Annotated in this window: 14 protein-coding genes; all 14 read left to right on the forward strand. The window is 55.4% G+C overall.

All coding sequences use genetic code 11. The annotated features are described in order from the left end of the window. Window positions 1-125 precede the first annotated feature (125 nt). The 14 genes from EYC82_RS02840 to EYC82_RS02905 all read left to right on the forward strand — a co-directional run bounded on the left by EYC82_RS02840 (window position 126) and on the right by EYC82_RS02905 (window position 16,628). On the forward strand, window positions 126-2,510 hold the full coding sequence (locus EYC82_RS02840; protein ID WP_279248046.1) for a type IV pilus assembly protein FimV: 2,385 nt from the start codon (window positions 126-128) through the stop codon (window positions 2,508-2,510). After that, the gene (gene truA, locus EYC82_RS02845) at window positions 2,491-3,342 is read left to right on the forward strand and encodes a tRNA pseudouridine(38-40) synthase TruA (RefSeq protein WP_279248047.1); all 852 of its coding nucleotides are present in this window, start codon (window positions 2,491-2,493) and stop codon (window positions 3,340-3,342) included. The genes EYC82_RS02840 and truA overlap by 20 nt, the downstream gene beginning before the upstream one ends. 150 nt (window positions 3,343-3,492) lie before the next feature. Beyond that, window positions 3,493-4,119 carry a phosphoribosylanthranilate isomerase gene (locus EYC82_RS02850; RefSeq protein ID WP_279248048.1) on the forward strand — a complete coding sequence of 209 codons (627 nt, stop codon included), beginning with the start codon at window positions 3,493-3,495 and terminating at the stop codon, window positions 4,117-4,119. 19 nt (window positions 4,120-4,138) lie between these two features. Continuing rightward, window positions 4,139-5,359 (forward strand): tryptophan synthase subunit beta, encoded by a 1,221-nt coding sequence (gene trpB / locus EYC82_RS02855; RefSeq protein ID WP_279248049.1) that lies wholly within the window; start codon window positions 4,139-4,141, stop codon window positions 5,357-5,359. Window positions 5,360-5,384: 25 nt separating this feature from the next. Continuing rightward, the gene (gene trpA / locus EYC82_RS02860) at window positions 5,385-6,194 is read left to right on the forward strand and encodes a tryptophan synthase subunit alpha (RefSeq protein WP_279248050.1); all 810 of its coding nucleotides are present in this window, start codon (window positions 5,385-5,387) and stop codon (window positions 6,192-6,194) included. Between the two features lie 52 nt (window positions 6,195-6,246). Further along, complete coding sequence (accD, locus tag EYC82_RS02865) at window positions 6,247-7,215, forward strand: acetyl-CoA carboxylase, carboxyltransferase subunit beta (protein ID WP_279248051.1); 969 nt, start codon at window positions 6,247-6,249, stop codon at window positions 7,213-7,215. Beyond that, window positions 7,208-8,500, forward strand: a complete 1,293-nt coding sequence (locus EYC82_RS02870; RefSeq protein ID WP_279248052.1) for a bifunctional folylpolyglutamate synthase/dihydrofolate synthase — start codon at window positions 7,208-7,210, stop codon at window positions 8,498-8,500. Before accD ends, EYC82_RS02870 begins: the two co-directional genes overlap by 8 nt. Then, the gene (locus tag EYC82_RS02875) at window positions 8,501-9,103 is read left to right on the forward strand and encodes an SPOR domain-containing protein (RefSeq protein ID WP_279248053.1); all 603 of its coding nucleotides are present in this window, start codon (window positions 8,501-8,503) and stop codon (window positions 9,101-9,103) included. Between the two features lie 24 nt (window positions 9,104-9,127). Continuing rightward, window positions 9,128-9,646: a CvpA family protein gene (locus tag EYC82_RS02880; RefSeq protein WP_279248054.1), complete on the forward strand. Its 519-nt coding sequence runs from the start codon at window positions 9,128-9,130 to the stop codon at window positions 9,644-9,646. A 29-nt stretch (window positions 9,647-9,675) separates the two neighbouring features. Further along, window positions 9,676-11,196 carry an amidophosphoribosyltransferase gene (purF, locus tag EYC82_RS02885; RefSeq protein ID WP_279248055.1) on the forward strand — a complete coding sequence of 507 codons (1,521 nt, stop codon included), beginning with the start codon at window positions 9,676-9,678 and terminating at the stop codon, window positions 11,194-11,196. Window positions 11,197-11,204: 8 nt separating this feature from the next. Next, entirely contained in the window at window positions 11,205-12,410 is a 1,206-nt protein-coding gene (locus EYC82_RS02890; protein ID WP_279248056.1) for an O-succinylhomoserine sulfhydrylase, read from the forward strand. Between the two features lie 204 nt (window positions 12,411-12,614). Further along, window positions 12,615-13,580 carry an AAA family ATPase gene (locus tag EYC82_RS02895; protein WP_279250639.1) on the forward strand — a complete coding sequence of 322 codons (966 nt, stop codon included), beginning with the start codon at window positions 12,615-12,617 and terminating at the stop codon, window positions 13,578-13,580. A gap of 220 nt (window positions 13,581-13,800) precedes the next feature. After that, window positions 13,801-14,589: a DUF58 domain-containing protein gene (locus EYC82_RS02900; protein WP_279248057.1), complete on the forward strand. Its 789-nt coding sequence runs from the start codon at window positions 13,801-13,803 to the stop codon at window positions 14,587-14,589. A gap of 14 nt (window positions 14,590-14,603) precedes the next feature. Further along, window positions 14,604-16,628: a transglutaminase TgpA family protein gene (locus EYC82_RS02905; RefSeq protein WP_279250640.1), complete on the forward strand. Its 2,025-nt coding sequence runs from the start codon at window positions 14,604-14,606 to the stop codon at window positions 16,626-16,628. Window positions 16,629-16,666: the final 38 nt, after the last annotated feature.

Here is a 16,666-nt window from a genome sequence, read left to right on the forward strand (position 1 = left end):
GCCAATCTTCATAGCGGGTATCGCGCGACGTTAAGGGGTCAACTGAACGGGTTATGGTCGAAATTGAGTGGCTGGCGCTAAGGCTGTCAGTCTTCATTCGAGGTATAAAATAATAAGGGGCTGTTATGGCTCGTAAGCAAAAATTGGCGGCTGCGGTGTTGGCCATGGGGTGTCTTCACGCGAGCACAACCATGGCGCTCGGGCTTGGCGACCTGCAGCTTGAATCTTTTTTGAACCAGCCGCTAAAAGCCGTTGTTAACCTGCGGAACCAGGAAGGCCTCTCCGAGGATCAGATTCGCATTCGCCTCGCGACTTCGGAAGATTTTGGCAGGATGGGCATCGACCGCGATTATTTCCTCACCACCATCAATTTCGACGTAGTCGTCGACGATAGCGGTAATGCGCGCATCGTAATTTCCACTGATGAACCTGTACTAGAGCCCTATCTCGATTTTATCGTGGAGGCACGATGGCCCAACGGGCGTCTGCTGCGCGAGTATACAGTGCTCATTGACCCTCCGGTTTATTCTGAAGCGCCAATCATTATCTCCGCCAGCGAAACCGTTGCGGCATTGGAAGACGATCAGGTGGCGACAGGTGCGCCGGACGCCAGGCCTGCAGGTTTATTCGGTGCTGATGCCGTGCGCGTCGAAAAAAAAGTCTCAGGACAGGCACAGGGCAGTGAAGCGAGCTATTCCGGTACGCGAGTCGATATAGCCGACCCCGGTCGCGACTCGGGCCAGATGCCCCAGCGAGACTTTAACGCTAGTGCTTCTGCAGCACCTGCTCCTGGCGCGCGCTACATGATCGGCCGGGACGATACGCTCTGGGATATAGCGAATCGCGCCAAGCCTGCGGGTACTTCGGTGCACCAGGAGATGCTCGATATACAGCGCCTTAACCCGGACGCCTTCGTCAATGGCAATATCAACCGGATAAAGGCGGGTTACATTATTTATCTCCCTGCGCCCGACGATATCAGTTCTGCGGACATGCCTGCAGCACTTGCAGAGGTTGACCGCCAGAACGCCGCTTGGCGTGCGGGCCGAGACGCGGAGTTTTCTGCTGACAGTGGACCCTCTCTGAGAATCTCTGTGGATTCGGAGGATGCTGTTACCGAGGCGCCTGTAAAGACGGCACCAACGAGAGTAGACGAGCCTGGCTTTAATGCGCCTCAGAGCGCTGAGTCATCCGATGCGTCCGGCGATGCAGCTGTCGCGATCGGAATGGACGCGGAGCGCCTCGCAGCGGTTGAGGAGCAATTAGAGACGCTTAAACGAATTATCAGCTTGAAGAACGACCAGATATCGGCCTTGCAGAGCGCCCTTGCCGCAGTAGACGTTGAAGCTGAAACTCTGGTCACAGAGCTTGAACTCAAAACATTGGAGAGCGGGTCCGGGGACGTGGTGGACACAGAGGCTTTCGACGGTGAAATACAGCCACTGGAAGAGATGCCTGCTGGCGAGCAATTTGCAGAGGGGGTGGAGCAGCGACAGGTCGACGAAACAGCGGTTGATTTAGACGTGCTCGCAGCGATGGAGGAGGCTGCTGAACTGAAGCCTGTTCAGGCGCCTGCAGCGAATCCAGAGCCTGTATCGACGATTCCCGCAGCGCAGGAGCAGCAATCCGAGAATCCGCCCGCGGTTGAATCTGGTGGCAGCAATGGACTGCTTTATGGTGCGGGGGCGCTGCTACTGGGTTTGGCCGCCTATCTGTTTCTCCGGCGCCGTAAGACAGCGCCGGAAGAAGAGGATGTATTTACCGACGTCGAATTGAAGCAACAGAGTTTCGACGACGACGAGGAAGATCATGTGCCTGAGGCTACGGAGACTCCATCATTGAGTGAGGCCGAGGTTACGCCCGACAACCGCGGTTATGGTGAGCAAAAGCACGACCACTATGCCTCCGACGTGGATGCCTCAGATGCACTGGCTGAGGCAGATATTTACGTCGCCTATGGCCGTCATCCTCAGGCCATCGATTTGCTGAACAATGCGTTGAATGTCGAACCGAATAATCCGGTCTACCGACTTAAGCTACTCGAGATATACGCCGATGTGAATAACGAGGGCGGTGTTGCCACTCAGCTGGAGCTAATCCGCGCAAGTGGCGACGCAATTGCCATTGAGCGAGCTGACGCTATCGTTGCGGAGGCCAGCATTGGTTTCGCAGGTGCGCCGGCCGCGACCGCTGCTGCGGTGGAGAGTCGCACGGTTGAAACAGATTTCTCCGAGCTACAGATTGAGGAACCCAGCGAACAGGCGAATGGTGACGTCGATTTAGACTTGACCGCTGACTTCGGCACAAGCGACCTCGCGAGTGGCGAGGATGAAGAGCTCATGATCGGCGATGATAGCAATGGTTTATCTACCAAGATGGATCTCGCCCGGGCATACCTGGATATGGGCGACGAAGGCGGTGCTCGCCAGATCCTCGACGAGATCATCGCAGAAGGCGGTGACGAATTGACCGCTGAGGCCCGCAAGTTGCTTGAACGTATTGGTAGCTGAATCACCTTCATCGGACACGCTGCCTGCAGATACGCGTATCGCGTGTCGCATAGAGTATGACGGGAAGGATTTCAACGGGTGGCAGGTTCAACCTCATCCTGGCACGGTCACCGTGCAGGGTGCACTCGAGAGCGCGCTGGGTGAGGTCGCTGACACAACGGTGCGCGTGCATTGCGCGGGTCGCACCGACAGTGGCGTGCACGCTCACGCCCAGATCGTCCACTTCGATATGCCGGCATCACGAAGTTGCAGGGCTTGGATGCTTGGCGGCAATTCAACCCTGCCGCGGAGCGTCCGGATACACTGGGCCATCGCGGTAAACAAGACTTTTCATGCACGGTTTTCTGCATTGTCCCGCAGTTACCGTTACGTGATCGAAAATACGGCGGTACACTCTGCGCTTTTACGCCATCATGTGACGTGGTGCAGTCGTCCACTCGACGCACGCCTCATGCATGCGGCGGCGCAGGCGCTGCTGGGAGAGAGAGACTTTAGCGCGTTTCGTGCGTCATCCTGCCAAGCCGCCACGCCTATGCGAAACGTGCAATCGGTCTCAGTGGAGCGCCGGGGCGATCTGGTAGTCATTGATATTTCCGCAAATGCATTTTTACATCATATGGTCAGGAATATTGCTGGTTCCCTCATTGCGGTGGGGGATGGCCGCAGGCCTTTGGGATGGGTCGATGAACTCATGACGGGGCGTGATCGTACGCTGGCCGCGGAAACAGCGCCGGCCAGTGGACTGTACCTTGCAGATATACAGTATCCTGCGCAGTTCGGTTTGCCCACGACCCCCTATGGCCCTCCCATCATCGCTTCGAAGCACAACTAGATGCGGCTTGATCATGGGTTTCGGACTGGGCTAACAGCGTGACGCCGCGTTTATCGCAAATTGGCGTTATCGGGCAACCCTACACACAGGCAGTTCAGTGGCTGATCTGGTATCATCCGCGCGTGTTTTTTCATAGGGTCTAACGATTCGATGTCCTCTACGCGAGTCAAAATTTGCGGTATTACCCGAGAGGCGGACGCCCGGGCCGCGGCCGCGGCGGGGGCGGATGCGATTGGCCTGGTGTTTTACCCGGGTAGTCCTCGTGCGGTGAGTCTTGAGCAGGCAAAAAAGATCGTGGAGAATGTGCCGCCGTTTGTGACGATCGTAGCTTTGTTTGTGGATGAACCAGCCGACGTCGTTATGCGTACATTAGAGCAAGTAGCCGTAGACGTTATTCAGTTTCACGGTGACGAAACGCCGGAATTTTGCGCTCAGTTCAGCCGGCCTTGGATCAAGGCACTGAGAATGAAGCCGGGACTCGATGTGGCACGGGAGTTCGGCCAGTTTACCGGGGCGAGGGGGGTTTTGCTCGATACCTGGCAGGAGGGTAAGCCGGGCGGTACCGGCCACGCCTTTGATTGGTCTCTCGTTTCTTCGGATAGTTACTCGCTGCCGCTTGTGTTGGCGGGGGGTTTGCATGCAGAGAATGTGGCCGCGGCTATAACGACCGTGCGCCCCGCTGCAGTGGATGTAAGCGGGGGTGTAGAAAGCGCTCCCGGTATCAAGGACGCAGCTAAAATACGTCGCTTTATCAGCGCGGTACGATCTGTCCGTTAAATCAGAAAGGTGAAATTTCATGACAAGTAGTTCTGACCTTAAACGGTTTCAATCGGTTCCCGATGAAGACGGGCGGTTCGGTGGTTACGGGGGCAAGTTCGTCTCGGAGACACTGATGGCCGCACTGGATGAGCTGGAGCACACCTACCGCACGTTGTCGAAGGATCCCGACTTTCAAGCAGAGCTGGACGAAGATTTGCGTCAGTATGTTGGGCGCCCATCACCTCTTTACGAAGCAAAACGATGGACTGAACAGGTCGGCGGTGCGCGCCTGCTGCTCAAGCGGGAAGACCTCAATCACACAGGCGCACACAAGGTAAACAACACCATCGGTCAAGCCTTGTTGGCTAAGTACATGGGTAAGAAGAGGTTGATCGCAGAGACCGGTGCTGGGCAGCACGGGGTTGCAACCGCAACGATTGCAGCCCGGTTGGGTCTGGAATGTCAGGTTTTTATGGGCGAGGAGGACATTCGTCGGCAGGCCCTGAATGTCTACCGCATGCGCCTGCTTGGCGCCGAGGTGGTCTCGGTCACATCCGGCTCCAGAACCCTTAAAGATGCCATGAATGAGGCTATGCGGGACTGGGTGACTAATGTTGACGGTACCTTTTACATCATCGGTACAGTCGCCGGGCCGCATCCATACCCCATGCTCGTGCGTGACTTTCAGTGTGTAATTGGCCGTGAAGCCCGTGCTCAATGTCTCGAGCAAACGGGTCGTTTGCCTGATGCCCTGGTGGCGTGTGTCGGTGGCGGGTCCAACGCGATAGGTCTTTTTCATCCCTTCCTTGATGATAAGGAAGTGGCGATGTACGGGGTAGAGGCGGGCGGCCACGGTATGTCTACTGGTCAGCACGCTGCGCCACTGAGTGCGGGAACTCCGGGCGTACTGCATGGCAACCGCACCTATCTGATGCAGGATGCCGATGGCCAGATCATGCACACACACTCTATTTCCGCCGGCCTGGACTATCCTGGTGTCGGCCCTGAGCACTCCTGGTTAAAAGATATCGGGCGAGTGAATTATGTCGTCGCCGATGATGACGAGGCGCTTGCGGCCTTCCACACGCTCACGCGGGTAGAGGGGATTATGCCGGCACTCGAGAGCAGTCACGCACTGGCTTATGCGGAAAAACTGGCAGCCACTCTGGATAAAGATGCTGTTGTTGTGATCAATTTGTCAGGCAGGGGCGACAAGGACATTCACACGGTTGCGCAACTCGATGGTATTACCGCTTGAGCGCGCGTTTAAGGAGCAATCCATTGTGAGTCGAATAGCCCAGCGGTTCGAGCAACTTGCGCAACAGGGCCGCAAGGCAGTCATCCCCTATATCGTTGCTGGTGACCCCGCTGTTGAGCTCACCGTCCCTGTCATGCACCGCATGGTGGAATGCGGTGCGGATATTATTGAGCTGGGTGTGCCCTTTTCGGATCCCATGGCGGAGGGGCCGGTGATTCAGCAGGGCCACGAGCGCGCTTTGGAAAATGGCGTCACCTTGAGCGCTGCGCTGGCAATGGTCAAAGAGTTTCGTGACAACGATACGACGACACCGGTTTTATTAATGGGCTACGCGAACCCGGTGCTCAGAATGGGCTGTGAGGCGTTTGTCGACAAGGCGGCAACGGCGGGACTCGACGGCCTACTGACGGTCGATATTCCTCCCGAGGAAGTGGATGAAATGAATGCGCAGCTGAAACGGGTAGGGATGGATAACATTTTCCTTGTGGCGCCGACGACGCCCGCGGAGCGAACTGCAAGGATCGCCAAACGTGCCAGCGGATTTATTTACTATGTCGCACTCAAGGGAGTGACGGGGGCAGGTCATCTGGATACGAATGAGGTGACGCAGCGCGTCGCGCAGATCAGGCAGTACAGTGATCTTCCGGTGGCAGTGGGTTTTGGAATCAAAAACGCAGACTCAGCTCGCAGTATCGCGACGGCAGCGGACGGTGTGGTGGTAGGGAGCGCCCTCGTGACCGCCATGGCCGAAGCGGATGGACCGGACGCAGTATTGCAAGCGGCGGCGAATATGATTCGCAATATCCGCGAAGGAGTGGATAGTGTGGCTTCCTAGTTGAGCCCTACAGCGTTTATAATGGCGTCTCGATTACAGGGTGGGGAAGGACATGAGCTGGATAGATAAGATCCTGCCGTCCGGTGTGCGCAAGCAAGCGGGTGACCCGACGTCCAGTAGCGTGCCCGAGGGACTTTGGCGGAAATGCGTTAAGTGCGAGGCGGTTCTTTATCTACCGGATGTGCAGCGCAACGACGACGTCTGCCCGAAATGTGATCATCATATGCGTATCGGGGCGCGAAAACGCCTCGGACGATTCCTCGACGAGCCCGGAGGCAAAGAGATTCTTTCTGATATCGAGTCTGTCGACCGGCTCAAGTTCAAAGATAAGAAGCGTTACAAGGATCGTTTGAGCGCGGCTCAAAAATCTACCGGTGAAAAAGACGCCCTGATTGCCATGCGCGGGCAGCTTCATGGTCTGCCACTCATCGCTCTTGCGTTCGAATTTGATTTTCATGGTGGCTCCATGGGCTATGCCGTAGGGGAAAAGTTTACCCGTGCGGCACAGATTGCTTTGGAAGAGCGTATCCCGCTCGTGTGTTTCTCGGCCTCCGGCGGAGCGCGTATGCAGGAAGCATTGATTTCGCTCATGCAAATGGCCAAGACCAGCGCAGTATTGGAGCGCCTGAAACAGGCAGGCGTGCCCTACATATCGGTTATGACCGACCCGATTTACGGCGGAGTGTCCGCCTCGCTGGCCCTTCTTGGCGATGTAAATGTGGCAGAACCAGATGCTCGGGCTGGTTTTGCCGGCCCCAACATCATCGAACAGACAATCCGCCAGAAACTGCCCAAGGGCTTTCAGCGCAGTGAATTCCTGCTGGAGCATGGTGCGATTGATATGATCATACACCGTACCGAGATGCGCGATACGCTTGCCCGGTTATTGGCTAAGATGACGGGTGCGCCGCTGGAGTTGCCCTTGTCTGAGCCGTTAGCAGAGACGCAAGAGACGCAAGAGGTGCAAGAGGCGCGAGGGGGCGAGGGCGCTCCTGAGCCAGCCGAAAAAGGAGATGAATGACGCGACGCTGGAGGAATGGCTGCAGCGGATAGAGCGTATTCATCCAAAAGCGGTAGAGCTGGGTTTGGAGCGCGTGTCGGCGGTAGCGGGCAGGCTGCAACTACTGCCGGTGAGACAATCCGTCGTGACCGTGGCGGGCACTAATGGCAAGGGTTCAGTGGTAGCGCTGTTGGAAGGCCTGTTTCAGGGGGCGGGCCTCACTACAGGGACGTTCACATCGCCACACTTACTCCGATTTAACGAGAGAATTCGCGTCGCGGGTCGGGAGGCATCCGACGAAGAGATCGTGCGGGCGTTCAAGGACATCGAGCAAGCCCGGGGGGAGACACCCCTTACCTACTTTGAGTTTGCGACGCTGGCGGCACTCCTGGTCTTTGCCGCACGCGACCCCGATGTGATTATTCTAGAGGTGGGATTGGGCGGGCGCCTGGATTCGGTAAATATGGTCGATCCGGACGTGTCGGTGATTACCAGTATTGACCTCGATCACCAGGACTGGCTGGGCGACACCCGGGACGCCATCGCGCGAGAGAAAGCAGGCATCTTGCGTGCCTCAACCCCGGTGGTCATTGGTGAGCCGGAGCCCCCGGCAGCATTGCGACAGGCCGTAAAAGAGTCTGAGGCGACTCCGGTATTATTTACAGGACAGGATTTCAGCGTCTCACTGGAAGCTGGTCACTGGCAAGCGGAGTGGCGGGACAGTTCAGGGGCACTGCAGTCTACGGGTCCAAGGCCATCGGGTTCGCTACTGCCGCAAAATATTGCTACCGCGATACAGGCGGCGTGCTTATTGGATTGGCGTTTCAGCGAGGCCTCCCTCGATAGGGCGCTCCAAAGGGTGGAGCCAGTGGGTCGGTGTCAGCGCTGGGACATCGGAGGACAAGAGTATATCCTTGACGTGGGGCACAATCCGGCAGCGGTGCTGCGGCTTGTAGAGTATCTGGAAGCGTTGCCTAGCGAGGGTAAGACGATTGCGATTTTCTCTGCTCTGGCAGACAAGGACATAGGCGCGATGGTGCGTGCGGCCGGCGGTATTTTTGATGCGTGGTTTCTCGCAGATCAGCCCGATGTTCCGCGTGCTGAGAACGCGCAGGTAGTTGCGGAGTGGCTGCGCAATACGGGCCATTCTCTAATCAGCACCAGCAAAAACCTGCGCCAGGCGCTGCGCAGAGCGCAGCGCCTGGCGGGATGCGACGACCGGCTGGTGGTTTTTGGTTCATTCCATACCGTCGCTGGAGTACTACCGCTGTTACAAAGGCAGCTTGAAGAGTTTGAGGGGACATAGGTGAACGAGATACACAAGCAGCGGCTTGTAGGGGGGTTGATACTGGTGGCGCTGGGCGTGATTTTCTGGCCCATCATTTTTGTACAGTCTGACAGAAATACGATATCGGATATTGGTGAAATGCCGTCAAGACCCGCAGTGCCTCGCGTGATCATCGATCCTCCTTCGGATGAGGGATTGCGGTTCTCCGAAACGTCTGCGCCAGCGGTGGACTCCGAAGAGCGAGACAAGGATAGCGGATTGCCTCAAGCATCAGCGTCGTCTGCCGCCGAGCGTAAGGCGGGAGCCGCTGATGAAGCGACCAGCGCGCACGCGGCAAGAGACGTGCGGCCAGAAAACCTAATGATGGACGAGGATGGCATTCCGATCGCCTGGACGTTACAGGTTGCCACACTGAGCAACAAGGTGGCCGCCGATAAGTTGCTTAAGGAGCTATTGGCGCGTGATTACAAGGCGTACATAACGAAAGTCACACGCAATGAGAAAAACCTGTACCGTGTGTGCATAGGGCCCCAGTTTGAAAAAATTCAGCTGCAGCGGCTCAAATCCGATGTCGATGCCCGCTACGATGTAAAGTCGCTGGTAGCAAGGTATATACCTTAGTGTGTTCCATGGATTCTTACAGTAATGGTTGATTGGACGCTGTTTAATGCGGCTGATTGGGGAATCGTGTCAATACTCGGATTGTCTATCCTACTGAGTTTGTGGCGTGGTTTTGTTCGAGAGGCTATCTCTCTGGCAGGGTGGGTCGCCGCATTTGTCGTCGCGAATATGTTCGTTGGAAACCTTGCGAGTTTCCTTACGCCGTGGATAGACAACGTAACAGGGCGGTACGTTGCATCTTACGCTATATTGTTGGCCGGTACACTGGTTGTTGGTGGTATCACGGGTTTGCTTGCGGCCCAGATGGTGAAGGCGAGCGGGCTCACAGTTATGGATCGCCTGCTGGGTACGGGCTTTGGCTTGGTTAGAGGCATCATCATCGCTCTCGTGCTGATGTACTTGCTCAGGCAGTTGGCGCCGCCGCAAAACCTGGTATGGCTGGAGCAGGCACAGTTGACACCCTATATGGATATGCTGGCGCAGTGGGTGCGGCAACTATTTTCGGAGTACTATGCGGGACAGGCACCCATCAAGGCAATCTGATCGGTTTGGTTAAGTGAGGTGAAAACGGAATGTGTGGTTTAGTAGGGCTGGTCGCGAAATCAGACGTTGCGCCGGAAATCTATGAGGCGTTGACGGTTTTGCAGCATCGCGGCCAGGATGCGGCGGGCATCGTTACGTGTGGTGAAGGGCGTTTCAGCCAGCGCAAGGCGGAGGGTTTGGTGCGCGACGTTTTTCGACAGCATCATATGCAGCGCCTCAGTGGAACCATGGGTATCGGACATGTTCGTTACCCAACGGCGGGAAGTTCGGGAATCGCCCTTGCGCAGCCGTTTTATGTGAACTCGCCCTACGGTATAGCCATGGCGCACAATGGCAACTTGACCAATTCAGACACGCTCACCAGGGAGATTTTTCAGGACGACCTGAGGCACCTGAATACAGATTCTGACTCGGAGGTTCTCCTCAACGTCTTCGCACACGAACTGCAGAGTCTTGGTAAATTGAGTCCCGCCCCGGAGGATATTTTTACGGCGGTAGAAGCGGTGCACCAGCGGTGTAAAGGTGGTTATGCGGTAATCGGCCTACTGGTGAACTACGGCGTTTTCGGCTTCCGGGATCCACTGGGTATCCGTCCGTTAGTAGTTGGTATGAGGGAAACCTCTGATGGCCCAGAATACATGATCGCTTCCGAGAGTGTCGCTCTCGATGTATTGGGTTTCACTCTGCTTGATGATGTTGCCCCCGGCGAAGCCATTTTTATTGACCAGAATGGACAACTCCACCGCCGCAAGTGTGCCGAGGCTGCGATTCTGTCGCCGTGCATATTTGAGCATGTTTATTTCGCCCGCCCCGACTCCTTGATGGACGGAATCTCTGTCTATAAAACGAGAATGCGTCAGGGAGAGGCGCTAGCTCGCAAGGTCCGACGTTTGCGTCCGGATCTCCATATCGATGTCATTATCCCGATTCCGGATACCAGTCGTATTGCCGCCCAGTCCATGGCCTACGAGTTGAATATCAAATTTCGTGAAGGGCTGATGAAGAATCGTTACATCGGGCGAACATTTATTATGCCTGGTCAAAACCAGCGCAAAAAATCTGTGCGACAAAAGTTGAACCCGGTTCCACTGGAATTTTCCGGTAAGAACGTCATGCTGGTCGACGACTCCATTGTGCGTGGGACCACCTGCCGACAAATTATCGAAATGGCACGGGAAGCGGGTGCTGAAAATGTGTATTTTGCGTCAGCGGCACCGGCCGTCAGATATCCAAACGTCTATGGTATTGATATGCCTGCGGCCTCCGAGCTCATTGCCCACGGCAGAACCGACGAGGAAATCTGTGAATTGATCGGAGCCGATTGGCTGGTGTATCAGGATCTGGAGGATCTGGTCGCGTGTTCGCTGGAGGGTAACCCGAAGGTTAGTGGTTTTGATTGTTCGGTGTTCAATGGTGAGTATCTCACAGGGGATATCGACCAAACCTATCTGGATCGGATAGAGTCCCTGCGTAATGATGAGGCCCAGGCGGAGCGACGCATCGAGTTGCAGACCGAAGGTGCCGTAGTCGGGCTGCATAACGATGTATAGGACCTAGTATGAGTGATCAGGACGAACAAGATCCATTGGCTACCGCGCATCCAGATACGCTAGCGGTGCGCAGTGGTATTCACCGTACGCAGGAGGGTGAGCATTCAGAGCCAATATTTGCCACTTCCAGCTATGTTTTTGAGAATGCCGAACAGGCTGCGGCAAGGTTTACGGGTGAGTCTGCGGGAAACGTGTACTCTCGGTATACTAACCCCAGTGTTCGCAGCTTTGAAGAGCGGCTCGCAGCGCTTGAAGGTGCCGAGGCAGCCGTGGGAACAGCGTCCGGTATGTCAGCAATTCTCAGTATATGCATGGCATTTCTCAAAGCGGGTGATCATGTTGTGTGTTCAAGGGATGTTTTCGGCACCTCGGTGAATCTGTTTAGCCGATATATGGAGAAATTTGGCGTTGCGGTGACGTTTGTTCCTTTGCTTGATGCGGCTGGCTGGAAAAATGCTGCTCGACCTGAAACCGCCATGTTTTTTCTGGAGACGCCATCCAACCCTCTATGTGAAGTGGCCGATATACCGGCAATGGCTCGATTGGCGAAAGAGCATGGGGCGTTACTGGTTGTCGATAACTGCTTTTGCACACCCGCACTGCAGCGACCTCTGGAATTGGGAGCGGATATCGTGGTGCACTCTGCGACAAAGTATCTCGATGGACAAGGGCGTTGCGTCGGCGGTGCTGTGGTGGGGAGCGCCGATATGATGCAGGAGATTGTCACTTTTCTTCGTACATGCGGGCCGACCATGAGCGCTTTCAATGCCTGGGTGTTTCTCAAGGGGCTGGAGACCTTGCGCCTAAGGATGGAAGCTCACAGCCGCTCTGCGATAGATATAGCGCGCTGGTTAAAACCTCAGCCGGACGTCGAAAAAGTATTCTATGCGGGCTTGGAGGATCATCCGGGTCATGCCCTTGCTGCTCAACAGCAATCGGCTTTCGGAGGAGTTCTTTCGTTCACCATTCGTGGAGGTCGCGAGCAAGCGTGGCAGTTTATCGACGGCGTCAGAATCATGTCCCTCACCGCTAACTTGGGCGACGCAAAGACAACGATAGTGCACCCGGCGACAACAACCCATGGTCGCTTGTCACCGGAGCAGCGCAAACAAGCAGGTATTAGCGATAATCTCGTACGTGTCGCGGTGGGTCTTGAGCATGTGGAGGATCTCAAGGCTGATTTGCACCGCGGTTTCGACGCGATACGCGCTTGATCGATAGTGCTGACAGTCTTTACGGGGGCAGGCGTGTGACCGGCTCAATGTTTAAGTTCTGCGCGGTGCAAGCGCGAAGCATGACGATGGGATGTGATGTTTTGTTTTGCTGCACTCTTGGAAGCCGATGCGCCTTTATCATGGGCTGGAGTGAGCCGGTAGACGAGCGGAGTCAAAATGGATATCAATCAGCCGGTTAGTGAAATGAATCGCAAGGACGCGTCAGTCAGCAAAAACGTGCGGGGCCTTCAGGGCCTGATTGACGTAGCGGTTTCCGAGATAAGCCAAATTCTTCTTGGCAAAGAGCCGCAGATCAGACTTGCACTGTGTTGTTTGTTTGCGCGTGGTCACCTGCTCATTGAAGATTTACCCGGGATGGGTAAGACGACCCTCTCTCATGCGCTCGCCTCTGTGCTGGGGCTATCCTGGACGCGTGTGCAATTTACCAGTGATCTGCTTCCGGCGGACATTCTCGGCGTATCAATTTTTGATGCCAAAGACTCAACCTTTACGTTCCATCCCGGCCCCGTTTTCACTCAGCTTCTGCTGGCAGATGAGATCAACCGGGCAACCCCGCGCACGCAAAGCGCATTATTGGAGGCTATGGCGGAAGGGCAGGCGACGGTGGAGGGTGAGACCCGACCGCTACCGCAGCCTTTCTTTGTTATAGCGACACAGAATCCGGTCCACCAGTCTGGCACTTATCCCTTGCCTGAATCACAACTGGATCGTTTCTTGATGCGCCTTGAACTGGGCTATCCTCATCCCAAGGCGGAGCGAGAGATGTTTGAGCGGCGTCACAGTGCCGCGCAGGAAATCAGGAATCCCCGGCAATGTATTGATCCTGATCAGCTTGACATGATTCGCCAGGCTGTCAGTCAGGTGCACGCGTCTGAGGACTTACTAGATTATTTGCAGCGACTGGTTGCTCACACCCGCCAATCTCCGGAGTTCGAGGTCGGGTTGTCGCCGCGCGGCGCGCTGGCACTTCTTGATTGTGCGAAGACTTGGGCGGCTATGCATAATCGTGGTCATGTCGTCCCCGAAGATGTACAGCAAGTATTATCTGCAGTTGTGTCACACCGATTAATACCCAGCGGTGACTACGCCGGGGATGGCGACGGGCTTGTCGACCTGTTGTTGCGCGACGTGGACGTCATTGGCAGCTGAGCGAATTTCAGTGGGCTTTCTCTCGCATAAAGGCGGTAAGCGCGAATACAGAAATCGTCTGCGTGTAGGGTTTGAAAAATGGGTCAATCGGCGTATCCCCCCGGCGCGGAAAATCACGCTTAATCAACGACGTATTTTCATTTTTCCCAGTCGTATCGGTTTGTTTTTTAGTGTGTGTCTTTTGGTTATGTTGATAGCCGCGATTAATTTTGAAAGTAACTTGAGTTACGGCCTGACGTTTCTTCTTATGACGCTTTTCATTGTTGCAATTCTGCACACCTACGCTAACTTGTCGGGCCTGACTATTCGAGCACTGCGGGCAACCCCGGTCTTTCCTGGGCAGCTGTCCGATTTTTATCTCATGGTGGAGCGCAGTAAGAGGCGGGATCATTTCGCGCTCTATTTTGCCTGGCCGGACGGCAGCGAGATTCTTGTCAATCTGGTTGATGAGGATAGCATTCGTTTTCAATTGCATGTGCCGGTGGATAAAAGAGGTTGGTTCAATCCCGGGCGATTGTTGGTGGAGTCGACCTACCCACTGGGGCTACTGCGTTGTTGGACATGGATTGATCTCGATATTAGCGCGCTGGTTTATCCGGCCCTTATTGCATCTCCCGATCTGCCGGGGCTGGCGACGGACTCGCCGGATGGCGCCGCGGTGCCTGTGCCAGGTAATGATGATTTCTATGGGTTCAGGGACTACCGCGTTGGTGATTCGCTGCGTCAGGTGCATTGGAAAGGTTTGGCTAAGGGGCAGGGCGTTCAGACTAAGCAATATACCGCCTATGCGGATCGCAGCGTTTGGTTGGACTGGGAGCAATTTCCCGGGGCGGGGGTTGAGCAGCGCCTTTCGCACTTATGCTACTGGGTATTGGCATTCGAGGAGCAGTCGGAAGAGTACGGCCTGCGTCTACCCGGATTGGTTATTCAGCCTGCCAGCGGAGAGAAGCATCGGGATCGAGTGCTCAAGGAGCTTGCACTGTTTGGTTTCGAGGGTGCTGCCTCGTGAGTGTTTTACAACAAGTGCCTCGTAATGCCCTTGTATGGGGAATCATTTGTCTGTTTGCTCTGGTTGCGCCGCACGCGGTGAGACTCCCGCCATGGGTTCTAGTAGTGTATGTGATAGCCGTTGGCTGGCGCTGGCAGGTCTACAGGGGTCGGTGGTCCTTTCCTCGCCGGAAGTTGAAGCTGGCTATGATTGTCAGCAGCTTTGCGGGCATTTACTTTAGCTACGGTTCATTTGTCGGACTAGAGCCCACCGTAGCCCTGTTACTGACCGCTTTTGCTTTCAAGTTTATCGAGTTGGCTCATCGCCAGGATGCATATGTACTAATTTTCCTTGGTTACTTCGTGTGCCTGACCGAATTTCTTTTCAGCCAGGACTTGCTGATTACGTTTTATTCCTTGTTGTGCGTGACGCTGTTGACCACAACTCTGATTGCGCTGCACCAACCGGGTCAGCACCAGTTTAATCGCCGCACTATTCGTCTCGCCTTCGTCATGCTGTTACAGGCATTGCCGCTAATGGTCGTTTTGTTTCTGTTGTTTCCTCGTATCGGCCCACTATGGAAAATGCCGACAAACAGCAATGCGGGCACGACCGGCATGAGTGATTTTATGAAGCCGGGGGATATAGCCAGCCTGACTCAATCCGATGACGTCGCCTTTCGGGTAAAATTTGAGGGTGACATTCCACCCTCATCTGAACTGTATTGGCGTGGACTAGTGATGAGCAAGCTGGAGAATGGCGCTTGGTCTACCCTCGGCTTGTACTCAGTTCCGGCCAGGGAGGCGCGACCCCAGACGGTGTCGACGGTAGGCGAGCCGCTCGCCTACAGTGTCATTATGGAGCCAACGAACCAGCAATGGCTGTATGGATTGCGGTATGCGGTCTCTAACACGCCCGGTGTAATGGCGACGCCAGATTTCCGCCTTGTCTCACCAACACCTGTAGAAGTTGAGTACATTTACCGTGCGCTGAGTTGGACGGGGGCCGAACTTGAGCCCACGTTGTCCGAATGGCGTCGGAAAACAGAAACGAAACTGCCTCCCAATGCGAACCCGCGCAGTCGTACGCTTGCTCTTGAAATGCGGGATTCTGTACAAACTGATGCGGCGTTCGTCTCGTTGGTCATGAATAAGTTCACTACGGAGACTTATGTTTATACCCTGAGGCCGGGTCAACTGCTGGGGCAGCATGCTATTGATCAATTTCTGTTTGATAGCCGTCGAGGCTTTTGTGAGCATTACGCCTCCGCGTTCGTGTTTATGATGCGAGCCGCCGGGATTCCCGCGAGGGTCGTAGCGGGCTATCAGGGAGGCGAAGTGAATCCCGTTAACAGGACAGTCATCGTCCACCAGTTTGATGCTCATGCCTGGGCCGAAGTTTGGATACAGGGAAGAGGTTGGGTGCGTGCCGACCCAACGGCGGCTGTATCACCGACTCGCATTGAAATGGGTCTGGAAGAGGCGATGGAGTCAGAGGGCAGTTTTCTCTCCGATATTCCTCTCTCGCCGGTGCGCTATCGCAGCGTCGCACTGTTGAACGAACTGCGATTGCGTTATGACGCGCTAACCTATGGTTGGCAAAGTTGGGTAGTAGGCTTTGACAGCGGTCAACAAATGCAGCTTCTGCAGCGGGTTTTCGGAGAAATTAGCGCACGAACCTTTATTGCCGCTTTCATTGGCAGTTGGGCGCTGGTGCTGATTCCTGTTGCGATATCGCTGTTTCGCGGAAAAGAGACTTTCCCGGTGAGTCCGGCAGATAAGCATTACCGGTTATTCTGTGACCGGCTTTCGCTTGTTGGCTTGATACGGGTCAATGGCGAGGCGCCGGGTGACTTTGCAGCGCGCGTTGCAGCGGCAATACCTGAGGAATCAGAGCAAGTATGGAATATCACCGCGCTCTACGCCCGCATGGCTTATGAGACACGCGCTGGCGGGAATGGCGATGACCAAAGTGTGCTGAAAGAATTTATCCGAGCTGTCTCTGGATTTAAGCCCAAAGTACAACGCAATGCCGGAGGCGATCTGAATCTTTCCGTCTAGGGTGAGTGAGGCCTCTGCCAGCCCGTGCAATCAGGCTG

Origin of the sequence: Candidatus Marimicrobium litorale, from assembly GCF_026262645.1 — a bacterium.
Classification (GTDB): domain Bacteria; phylum Pseudomonadota; class Gammaproteobacteria; order Pseudomonadales; family Halieaceae; genus Marimicrobium; species Marimicrobium litorale.

Excerpts from the sequence above, each read along its gene's own strand:
- purF (WP_279248055.1), top strand. The coding sequence starts at position 9,676 with ATGTGTGGTTTAGTAGGGCTGGTCGCGAAATCAGACGTTGCGCCGGAA.
- EYC82_RS02890 (WP_279248056.1), top strand. The coding sequence starts at position 11,205 with ATGAGTGATCAGGACGAACAAGATCCATTGGCTACCGCGCATCCAGAT.
- accD (WP_279248051.1), top strand. The coding sequence starts at position 6,247 with ATGAGCTGGATAGATAAGATCCTGCCGTCCGGTGTGCGCAAGCAAGCG.
- EYC82_RS02880 (WP_279248054.1), top strand. The coding sequence starts at position 9,128 with ATGGTTGATTGGACGCTGTTTAATGCGGCTGATTGGGGAATCGTGTCA.
- trpB (WP_279248049.1), top strand. The coding sequence starts at position 4,139 with ATGACAAGTAGTTCTGACCTTAAACGGTTTCAATCGGTTCCCGATGAA.
- EYC82_RS02895 (WP_279250639.1), top strand. The coding sequence starts at position 12,615 with ATGAATCGCAAGGACGCGTCAGTCAGCAAAAACGTGCGGGGCCTTCAG.
- EYC82_RS02840 (WP_279248046.1), top strand. The coding sequence starts at position 126 with ATGGCTCGTAAGCAAAAATTGGCGGCTGCGGTGTTGGCCATGGGGTGT.
- EYC82_RS02850 (WP_279248048.1), top strand. The coding sequence starts at position 3,493 with ATGTCCTCTACGCGAGTCAAAATTTGCGGTATTACCCGAGAGGCGGAC.
- EYC82_RS02870 (WP_279248052.1), top strand. The coding sequence starts at position 7,208 with ATGAATGACGCGACGCTGGAGGAATGGCTGCAGCGGATAGAGCGTATT.